Genomic DNA, 9,625 nt, shown 5'->3' on the forward strand with positions numbered 1-9,625 from the left:
CGGGGCCGCAGACGGGCGCCTAGGGTCGCCACATGATCAGGTGGCGGTTACGGGGGCGGGCGGCGGCGCGGCGGGCCGCCGAGCACGAGGGGCGGCGGGTGGTCGTCGCGGCGGACTGGGCGATCACGCTCGCAGTCCGCCGGGCGGACGGCGGACCGGTCCGGGTCGGTCCGGAGGACGTCCGGGCGTGGGCGGCGGAGCACTTCCTCCTGGACGTCCCCGAGGACCTCGCGGCGGACGTCCTGACGGCCCGTCTTCGGGTGCGCGGCTACGGCTGATCCGGCGCCCGATTTCGGGCCCGCCTCGCGCGCGCACGCGTAGGGCCCCCCTCCCCCGATCCGCTGCAACTCGGAAACTCGCAGGTCACGGCCGGTTTCGCCTTGCAACTCGCCTCCCGGGCGCAACCGGTGGGAGCAACCGGGGCAACCCGGACACGCGGAAACTCGGGCCCATGATGCTGTTGCCGTCGCGGGGGAAGTTGTGCCATCCTTCATCTCGCGACGGAAATTCCATCGCAACGAAAGGAATGGTCACATGTCCAACAAGGAGCCGGAGGGGCTGGAGTCCCAGCTCAACGAGACGGTGAGACTCCTGATGACCCGCACCGGACGCCGCCAGGTGGATGTGGCGGAGGTCATCGGGATCACGCGGGCGTCGCTCTCCCAGCGCCTGTTGGGCAAGTCCGGATGGAAGCTCGACGACCTGCCGCTGGTGGCCGACTACTTCGGCGTGACCGTCTGCGAGCTTCTCTCGGGCTACGCCGCGATCGCCCAGGCCGACCGGCTCCCGCCCGCGAAGGGACAGCCGGGCCAGACCCGCCTGTAGACGCAAGAGGCGCCGGACCGCGCGAACGGCCCGACGCCAGAACATCCCGGAACCCAACTCTGACGAAGGAACCCGTGATGCAGAACCATTCTGTCCGACTCGCGTCGATGCTCGACGCCATGTCCCCGGCCTGCGCGCCGCTGGCCGCGCGCTGGGACGCGGAGGCTGACCGCCGCCGCCAGCTCCGCACGCCGGAGAACTTGAAGAAGCTGATGGACGCCCAGCGCGCCCACAACTCCGCCCGCTCGACCGCCGCGACGGCGCGCACCCAGCTCGTCGCCGCGCGGAAGGCCAGCAAGAACCCGCTCGCCACGGGCCGCCGGGCGGCACGGACGGCGGACAAGGCGGCCCGCCAGCACCGCACGCAGGCCAAGACGACGCTCAAGACGGCGCGCAAGTCGTACCCGTCGACCCTGACCCGGGTCGCGGTCCAGGCGCACGCGGTGCACACGCTCCCGGCCGCCGCCGCCACCTACCTGCTCTCCACCCAGGCGGACTGGGCGGTGTGGCCGGCCGCGACGTCGGCCGCGCTCATCGCGACCAACGCGGTCGGTCTGTTCCTGGGCCGCCGCACCATCTCGGCCCCGTCCGAGGACGGACTGTCCGCCGACGAGAAGCGGCTGATGACGCGGCTCGACCCGTCCTGGTGGGTCCAGCACGCCAGCGAGCGCGGCCTGTCCGGCACGCTCACCGAGCGGCCCGAGATCACGACGGCCGGGATCGTCTGCGGCGTCCGGCTCGACGGCCACTGGTCGGCAAAGAAGCTGGCGGCCGAGGCCGACGCGGTCCGCGCGCTGCTCGGCATGAAGACCGAGATCCGCATGCAGATCAGCCGTGGCTCCCACGGAGACCGGGCGCTGATCGTGATCCGCACCCGCTCCGCCTCGGACGGGATCTCGATGATCTGGACGCCCGACCACGTCGGCATCGGCGTGGACGAGGTGACCGGCGAGTTCGTGGACCTGCCGCTCAAGCCGGGCACGCACATCCTGCTCGCCGGGCGGACCGGCATGGGCAAGTCGGTCTCCTGGCGCCCGCTGGCGATGCGGGCGGTGCTCCGGGACGACTGGACCGTGATCGTCATCGACCCCAAGCGGCAGGAGGCGATCGGCTGGCAGCACTGCGTGCGGTGCGTCGGCCAGGAGACCGACCGCGAGGAGCGCATGGCGCGCATCTACGCGATGGTCCAGGAGCTGACCAAGGAGATGCACCGCCGTCAGGGCATGGCGACCGGCGCCACGTGGGTGCCGGACGGGCGGCCGGAGAACCGGTTCCTGCTCGCGATCATCGACGAGGGCGCGGCCATCGTCCGGATGTCCAAGGACAAGCGCTACAAGGACGTTCTGGACCTCCTGGAGGAGCTGTGGGCCGAAGCCCGCAGCGTCGGCTTCCAGTTCATCTGGGCGACGCAGTTCCCGACGAAGGCGGTCGGCGTCCCGGCGGCCGTGAAGGAGAACATGTCCGCCTTCCTCTCGCTCACGGTCAACCCGGGCGAGGCGGAGCGCGCGATCTTCGGTGAGACCGCGCAGCAGGAGGGCTGGCTCCCGTCCAAGCTGGACAGCATCCCCGGCCGGGCCCTGCTCCAGTACGGCAAGCGGAAGTCCGACCCGCTGCGGCTGTGGCACGTCACCGACGGGATGGTCGCCGGACTGCCCAAGGCCGACCCGTGGGTCAGCCCGACCGCCACGAGCACCCGGGTGCCGGCACCCGCGCCCGCACCGGTCATCCCGCCGATGCCGACGTACGCGCCGACCCGGGCGTGGGACCCGGGCGAGTGGCTGGACACCTGGTCCGACGTCACCCAGCCCGCCGACCCGGCCCCGGTCCAGCCCGGCCTCCGGCTGGTCAAGGACGAGCCCGCCGTCCCGGCGCCGCGTCCGGACGAGACGGCGGCCCCGGCCACCAACCGGGACCGCGTCATCGTGGCCGTCCAGGGCGGCGCCCGCACGGTGACCGCGATCGCCACGGCGACCGGGGTCAGCAAGGGCAGCGTGTCGAAGCTGGTCAAGTCCCTGGTGGAGGCCGGGGAGCTGGTCAAGGGCGAGGACGGGATCACCGTCGCCCCGACGCAGGCCGGGGAGGTGTCGGCATGAGCTGGATGGACCGCCTCTTCGGCGCGCTGACCGGCGTTGAGCCGGAGCCGGAGTGCCCCCCGGACTGCGTGAAGTGCGCCGAGTCCGCCTCGATCGACCCCGACTACGTCCCGGAGGAGGAGCGATGAGCACCGACCTCGCCCAGGCCGTGACCGACGCTCGCGAGGCGGAGGCCCAGGCCGCGCAGATCGCCCAGATCCTCGCCGTGGTCCAGGCCGCCCAGGCCGCCGCCCCGGCCCCGGCCGCGCACACCGCGTGCAGCTGCTCGCACGGAAAGGCCGGCACCCGATCCGCGGGGACGGTCGCCGCGTGGATCGCGGGCGGCGCCGCCTGCGTCTGCGTCCTCTCCGGGCTCTTCCTCGCCGTCGCCCTGGTCGCCGTCGCCGTCACCGTCGGCGGCTGCGTCTCCTACCTGCTCGTCCGCCAGATCCAGAAGGGGAAGTGACCATGGACGCCAAGCTCAAGACGGCCGGACCGGCCATCGCCATGACGGCGGTCTCCATGGTCCTGACCGTGGTCGTCGTCGTGATGTGGCTCAGCGGCTCGATGCACTGGACCGTCGCCCTGGTCGTCGGCCTCGGCCTCGACGGTGGATGGCTCGCCACCGTCGCCTACGAGAGGCGCCTCGCCGCCCAGGGCGACCACAACAACGCTGTGACGGGGGTCGGCTGGGGCTTCGGTCTCGTCGCGACCGGCGTCCTGGTCGCCCACGCGCTCGGCGAGGCCTCGCCGGGAGCCTGGCTGGCGGTCTCCTGGCTCCCGCTCGCGGCCAAGGGACTGTGGCTCGTCCACGGCCTGTGGGAGCGCACCGCGCTCACGCCCCGGGCCCTGGACGAGATCCGCGACATCCAGCAGTCGGCCCGCGACACGGCGGCCGTCGACCGGGCCCGGCTCCGCGCCCAGGCGGCCACCGAGGAGACCCGCCTCGTCGCCGTGACGAGGGCAGGGGCGCGCGTCGCACGCGTCCAGGCCGAGACCGCCGGAGACCTCGCCGGAGCCTGGTCGGTGCTGGAGGCGGCCCGGCAGGGGGACGGGACCGCACGTGCCCTGACCTGCGTGACGGGCCCCGTCACACCCGAGTCACGGCCCTCGTGGGCACTGCCCGTCTGGAGCCCCGCCGAGGCGCGCGGACTCCTGGAGTCGGCCCCCGTGCTCACCGACGAGGAGCTGGACCGGATCGTCGCGGAGCTCCGCGCGAGCGAGGTCCCGCCCATGTCCTACCGGGACCTCGCGAGCGCCTTCCGCGCCGCCGGGCACTCCGCCAGCGAGACCCGCCTGCGCGCCGCCTGGCGCCGCGTCACCACCCCGGCGGTGGAGGCGTGATCGGCCTCGCGTATCTCGCGGCCGTTCTGGTCGCGGTCCTGGTCCTGGCGGTCGCCCTCCGGCGCCGCCCGGCCCCGGCCGCCCCGACCCCGCCGGTAGTGCCGGCACCCCGAGCCCCGCTCGACCCGGCCGCCGCCGAGGAAGTCCGCGTCATCCTCGTGGCCGCCGCCCAGCTCGCCGCCCGTCTCGTACCAGCAGCCTGACGAACCGTCGCCCCGCCCACACCAGACGGGGCGACGGTGTTGCCATCACGGTGATGTCTATGCCATCATTGCGATGTCAGCACACGACGAAGGAGAACTGACATGTGGCAGACCCTGATCGCAGTCCTCGGAACCCTCGCGGGCGTCGCCGTCACCGGCGTCTTCCAGGCCCGCCAGACCCGCGCCGCCCGCATCGACGCCCAGCGCGCCGAGGGCCTCGCCGCCGTGACGGACCTGGTCAAGGCGTTGGCCGACCACCGCCGCGCGATGTGGGTCCGCGAAGACCTGCGCCTGCGGAACAAGGACTGGACCGAGGCCCGCGCCGCCTCGCACGCCACCCGCTCCGCAATCACCGCCCCGCTCCTGCAAGTCCAGATCCTCCTCCCCGGCATCGCCCCCGCCGCCCAGGCCGCCGCCCAGGCCGCCTACGACCTCCGGGGCGCCCTCGCCCACGACGTCCTCGACATCGCCCGCACCAACGCCATCGGCAAGTCCGACGCCCTCGTGGCCGCCGCCGGTCGACTCCTCGCTGCCTGACTCGTCCCCAAGGAGACCGCCATGTTCAACGCCGGAGACAAGGTCCTGATCGTCGCCTGCGAGGACGACCCCCGCGCCATCGGCAAGACCGGCCGCGTCCTGGACGAGGTCCCCCCGGGCCCGCTCACCGAGGGCCGCTGGACCGTCGACCGGATCAGCATCTGGATCGCCCCGGTCCTCGTCCACGCTCATGAGATCCGCAAGGTCGGCTGACGACCCGTCGCCCGACTCGCCACCACCACAGCCAGGAGGCCCGCACCATGACCAGCACCGAGACCTTCGAGACGATCCGCTTCACCGCCGACGTCGTCGTCACCACCACCGACGGACACGTCCTGCTCATCGAGCGCGGATGGGACCCGCACAAGGGCCAGTGGGCGCTGCCCGGCGGGCACGTCGACCCGGGCGAGACCAGCCTCGCCGCCGCCGCCCGCGAGCTGGCCGAGGAAGCCGGGGTCTACGCCACGCCCGAGGAGCTGGACCAGGTCGGCGTGTTCGACGCCCCGGGCCGCGACCCGCGCGGCCGGTACGTCACCGTCGCCTACCACCTGGAGGTCATCCCCGGCACGCCCATCGAGGCGGGCGACGACGCCACCCGCGCCCAGTGGTGGCCCCTAGACGCCCTCCCTCCGGTCGCCTTCGACCACGCCGAGATCATCCGCGCGGCCGTGAAGACGCTCAACGGCAAGAGCTGACCGCACAACGAAGCCCCGCCGGCCTTTCGGTCGGCGGGGCTCTCTTGGGTCCTCCGAGTCACACCAGCCACAGCAGGGGTTTTGGCACTTTTGGCACCGTCCTACGCGGGCGCGCGTCCGCGTCCCGCCAGGCGGTAGGTGTCACAGATTTCGCCGGATGACGTTCCACCTCATGAACCGCCTGCGGAGCAGGGGGAACGAACGCCCCATCAAGTGCCAGGATCAGTTCAGCCCAGAAATGCGTGACGGCCCGGGTGTGTGAGAGCCCCAGGCCGTCCGCCTCCCATCTCGCGCCGAGTCAGACCGGCGAGACAGGTGACGTGCTTTGTCGAGCGTACGAGAGATCGGTGCCTCCGCACCATCCCGGCCCGCCGGGCCGCGCTGCCACTGCGGTACTCCGCTGGTCCACACCCCGGGCAAGCGCCCGAAGGTCTACTGCTCGAACGCCTGCAAAATGCGGGCAAAGCGGGCAATCGCGAAGGGTCTTGGCCGTGTCCCCGACGGGCCGTCGGTCCCTGACGAGACCCCCGGCGGCAAAAAGGGTCGGCTAGGGAAAGAAACAACAGAGTTTCGCGCACCCCTCCGACCTGCGGAAACGTCGGCCGGGGGAAATCGTGTCGCGGACGCGGAAGACGCCCGCGAACGGAAGTCGCGGCAGCGCCGCGCCCGGCGGTACGCGGGCCGCCGCACCCTGTGGCAGATCACCGGCGACAAGTCGTGCCGGGGCTGCGGCCGGACGGTCATGGACCCGGAGGCGGGCGTCGTCTTCGCCCGGACCGCCGAGGGCGCCGCCATCGCGCTGGGCCTGCTCAAGTGCGGGCGGATCTGGCTCTGCCCGGTCTGCTCCGCGAAGATCCGCCACGGCCGCGCCCAGGAGGTGACGAAGGCGGTCGTCTCCTGGATCAAGGCGGGCGGGACCGCCTACCTCGTGACCTTCACCGCCCGGCACGTCGCCGCCGACCGCCTCGCGGCCCTGATGGACGCGCTCCAGGGCACCCGCGCCGACGCGGACGCCGGGATCAAGCGCCGCCCCGGCGCCTACCAGCGGCTCATCACCGGCTCGACGTGGGCGGGCCGCAAGGCGTCCGCCAAGACCCGCCACGGGGCCTCCGAGGGCATCCGGGGCCGCATCGGGTACGTCGGCATGATCCGGGCCACCGAGGTGACGGTCAGCCAGACCAACGGCTGGCACCCGCACATCCACGCCATCGTCCTGGTCGGCGGCGCGCTCGCCTCCTCGCTCGACGGGCTCAAGGTCACCCCGGCCACCTTGGTCGACGGCAAGGAGGTCCCGAAGAAGGTCGTCGCGAAGGCAGTCGTCGGCGGGACCTTCGAGGTGCCGGCGGAAGCGCTGGAGGAGTGGGAGACGCAGTGGCGGGCGGTCTGGACCCGCCACCTCGCCCAGGTCGACCCGGGCTTCCGGCCGTCCGACACGTGCCAGATCCCCGGCTGCAAGTGCGAGGGCAAGGGCCACGGAGTCGACTTCCAGCGGCTGGAGACCGTGCAGGACGCCGAGGACCTGGGCGAGTACCTGGCCAAGACGCAGGACGGCCGCGACCCCGCCAACGAGCTGACCCGTGGCGACCTCAAGCAGGGCCGCAAGGGCGGCATGACGCCCTTCCAGGTCCTGGGCCGCATCGGTGACCTGATGGGCGGCATGGCGCCCGAGGACGCCGACGGGCACGGGGAGCTGCCGTGGCTCCTTGGCCTGTGGTCCGAGTACGAGGCGGCCGTCTCCGGGCGCCGGGCGATCGAGTGGACCCGCCACCTGCGCCAGCTCCTGGGCATCGACGGCGGCGACGCCGAGGAGGACGACCTGGACGTGCTCTTCGAGCTCGACGCCGCCGGGGACTTCCGCGACGGCGTGCAGATCCAGGAACGGGCCTGGCACAAGCTCACCGGCCGCGCGCTCGACCTCGCGGTGGTCGAGGCGGTCGAGGGCGAGACGCTCGACATCGAGGCGGTCACCGCCCTCGCGGTCAGCTCCGGCAGCATCGCCGGAGCCGTCCGGCTGATGACGCCGCAGGAGGTGGCCGACGTGTACGAGGGGATGCTCACCGCGCTCGCGGAGCGGCGGGAAGCGGCGGCCGAGCGGCGCCGCCAGGAGCAGGCCGACCCGGCGCCGACACCCGCGTGACCGACCTGTCCCCGACCGCCCTCGGTCGGGGAACCGAAGGCGTTACTGGTACCAGTAACCCATAACTCGCTGACCCCGCCCGGCGCCGGAAATCCGGTGCCGGGCGGCTGCGTGCGAGCCGCCCCGACCGTGCCCGGTCACCGCCGAAAACCCGTGCGCGGGCGGCGGTGGTCCACCGTTACTGGGATCAGTAACTACTACCTTGCTACCGCTCTCCACCGGCCTGTGGTCCACCACCGAGCGGGCGTCGGCCGCGCAGCATTTGCACGGCCCTCTCCTCGACGGCGACGTCCTGGCGCTCGTCGCCGTCGACCAGCTCGGCCCGCTCGATCGGCAGCAGCCGCGGGGACGTCGTCGTGCTCCTGGTGCTCGTCGTCGGACCGATGCCGAGGACGCGTCGTGTGGTGCTCATGAGCGGAGTCTCCCGCGACGCACAAACGCACGGCTCCGCCGCCGACTTCGTCGTGCCGAAACTCGGCACACCTCATGCATTACGAATGCCCTCGGGTGCCGGCATCCCCCGTTGCTGTCGCATTAGCGCACATCTTGCTCCGCCGGGACGGGCCGTAGACGCGTCGGTGTCATCGCTCTCGGGCGAGCTGCAAGAGGTGTCGTGGGGGCCGTCGGATCGTGATGCAAGGGTGTGGGCGATCGGGTCGGTACGTCATCCGGGAGACGTACGGCGGCGGGCGATGACGTACGCGGCGACGGCGGCCGGGCTCGTCGGCGTGCAGCTGCTCGTGCTCCTGGTCGTCGTGCTCGATCGCGGGCGGCGCGATAGTGCCAGAGGTGTGCCGCGCGGCGGCCGTTATGGCGCGGCGCGTTCTGCCCGCCGGCGTCTCGGTACGGTCGGCGGCATGGAGACGCGGGGGCCCGGCGACGGGCGCGAGGAGACGACGCTGTGCGAGTGGTGCGGCGGGCAGGTGCGGCAGTCCGGGGTCGGGCGGCGCCGGGCGTACTGCGGGCGGTCGTGCCAGCAGCGGGCGTACGAGGAGCGGCGCACCCAGCGGCGGATCGCGGAGGCGGTCGACGGCGCGCGCACCGTTTCGTCACGTGAGGGAACCGGGGCCCTAGAAACCTCACGTGACGAAACGGTGCCCGCCCAGGTGGGGCCCGGGTCCGGTGGGGACTTCCTGCTTGCTCCGCCGGTCCCGGCTGTGCCGGTGGACTCGGTGCTGCCGGACGCGTGGCGGGCACCGGTCGCCCGCCGGCCTTTGTCGCGGCGCCGGTCGGGGATAACGGCGTCGCCCATGCCGTTGCTGTGGGACGACGCCGACGGCGAGTAGTCCGCGGCTGCCTGGTGCGCCCGCCCACGGTGCTTGGGCGGCGGGTGCGCACGGGCGGTCGGGCCCACCGACGACACGCTCCCGGGCCACGGCGATGCCCGCACCGGAGCGGATGCGGACAACACCGGCCGCAACCCGATCGCGGCAGCAGGTGCTCCCCGCCAGCCCCTCCCCGGGGCTCAGGGTCGCCTCACGCGCCGTCCGGGTCGACGGCGGGGGAACGGCGGCCCGCCCCGCTCCTCGGCCGCCTGACGGCCGCTCAGCGCCCCCGGCACCCCACCCCTCCGCCGCCAGCCTGCTTTCCCGCCCCGGAGCACCCGCAGACGCCGACGCGGGAGGCCACGGAGGATTACGGGCCCTAGGCGCCCCTGTACGGCCCGCTGACGGCCTCTCAGCCGCTCCGGCGTCTCTCGGTCCGCCGGAATCCCTCACGGGGCCGCAGACGGGCGCCTAGGGTCGCCACATGATCAGGTGGCGGTTACGGGGGCGGGCGGCGGCGCGGCGGGCCGCCGAGCACGAGGGGCGG

Annotated in this window: 13 protein-coding genes; 12 read left to right on the top strand and 1 reads right to left on the bottom strand. The window is 73.2% G+C overall.

Going from position 1 to position 9,625, the window contains the following annotated elements; translation table 11 throughout:
• Positions 1-32 precede the first annotated feature (32 nt).
• The 11 genes from ACFY7E_RS32630 to ACFY7E_RS32680 all read left to right on the top strand — a co-directional run bounded on the left by ACFY7E_RS32630 (position 33) and on the right by ACFY7E_RS32680 (position 7,813).
• The gene (locus ACFY7E_RS32630) at positions 33-278 is read left to right on the top strand and encodes a hypothetical protein (RefSeq protein ID WP_389491407.1); all 246 of its coding nucleotides are present in this window, start codon (positions 33-35) and stop codon (positions 276-278) included.
• 256 nt (positions 279-534) lie between these two features.
• Positions 535-825, top strand: coding sequence for a helix-turn-helix domain-containing protein (locus ACFY7E_RS32635; RefSeq protein WP_389491410.1), 291 nt, complete (start codon positions 535-537; stop codon positions 823-825).
• Positions 826-902: 77 nt separating this feature from the next.
• Positions 903-2,918: an FtsK/SpoIIIE domain-containing protein gene (locus ACFY7E_RS32640; RefSeq protein WP_389491412.1), complete on the top strand. Its 2,016-nt coding sequence runs from the start codon at positions 903-905 to the stop codon at positions 2,916-2,918.
• Entirely contained in the window at positions 2,915-3,046 is a 132-nt protein-coding gene (locus ACFY7E_RS32645) for a hypothetical protein (RefSeq protein ID WP_389491414.1), read from the top strand. Before ACFY7E_RS32640 ends, ACFY7E_RS32645 begins: the two co-directional genes overlap by 4 nt.
• Positions 3,043-3,363, top strand: coding sequence for a hypothetical protein (locus ACFY7E_RS32650; protein WP_389491416.1), 321 nt, complete (start codon positions 3,043-3,045; stop codon positions 3,361-3,363). The genes ACFY7E_RS32645 and ACFY7E_RS32650 overlap by 4 nt, the downstream gene beginning before the upstream one ends.
• A 2-nt stretch (positions 3,364-3,365) precedes the next feature.
• Entirely contained in the window at positions 3,366-4,241 is an 876-nt protein-coding gene (locus tag ACFY7E_RS32655; RefSeq protein WP_389491418.1) for a protein spdB, read from the top strand.
• Entirely contained in the window at positions 4,238-4,444 is a 207-nt protein-coding gene (locus tag ACFY7E_RS32660; RefSeq protein WP_389491421.1) for a hypothetical protein, read from the top strand. The genes ACFY7E_RS32655 and ACFY7E_RS32660 overlap by 4 nt, the downstream gene beginning before the upstream one ends.
• Before the next feature lie 102 nt (positions 4,445-4,546).
• Complete coding sequence (locus tag ACFY7E_RS32665) at positions 4,547-4,981, top strand: protein kilB (RefSeq protein ID WP_389491423.1); 435 nt, start codon at positions 4,547-4,549, stop codon at positions 4,979-4,981.
• Positions 4,982-5,002: 21 nt separating this feature from the next.
• Positions 5,003-5,194: a hypothetical protein gene (locus ACFY7E_RS32670; RefSeq protein ID WP_389491426.1), complete on the top strand. Its 192-nt coding sequence runs from the start codon at positions 5,003-5,005 to the stop codon at positions 5,192-5,194.
• Positions 5,195-5,241: 47 nt separating this feature from the next.
• The gene (locus ACFY7E_RS32675) at positions 5,242-5,676 is read left to right on the top strand and encodes an NUDIX domain-containing protein (protein ID WP_389491428.1); all 435 of its coding nucleotides are present in this window, start codon (positions 5,242-5,244) and stop codon (positions 5,674-5,676) included.
• A gap of 742 nt (positions 5,677-6,418) precedes the next feature.
• Entirely contained in the window at positions 6,419-7,813 is a 1,395-nt protein-coding gene (locus ACFY7E_RS32680; protein WP_389491430.1) for a hypothetical protein, read from the top strand.
• Between the two features lie 205 nt (positions 7,814-8,018).
• Here ACFY7E_RS32680 and ACFY7E_RS32685 read toward each other — a convergent pair whose 3' ends face one another.
• Positions 8,019-8,225, bottom strand: a complete 207-nt coding sequence (locus ACFY7E_RS32685) for a hypothetical protein (RefSeq protein WP_389491432.1) — start codon at positions 8,223-8,225, stop codon at positions 8,019-8,021.
• A gap of 280 nt (positions 8,226-8,505) precedes the next feature.
• Between ACFY7E_RS32685 and ACFY7E_RS32690 the strand changes: the two genes are divergently transcribed.
• On the top strand, positions 8,506-9,099 hold the full coding sequence (locus ACFY7E_RS32690; RefSeq protein ID WP_389491434.1) for a hypothetical protein: 594 nt from the start codon (positions 8,506-8,508) through the stop codon (positions 9,097-9,099).
• Positions 9,100-9,625 lie beyond the last annotated feature (526 nt).

Source organism: Streptomyces sp. NPDC012825 (genome assembly GCF_042900925.1).
GTDB lineage: Bacteria > Actinomycetota > Actinomycetes > Streptomycetales > Streptomycetaceae > Streptomyces.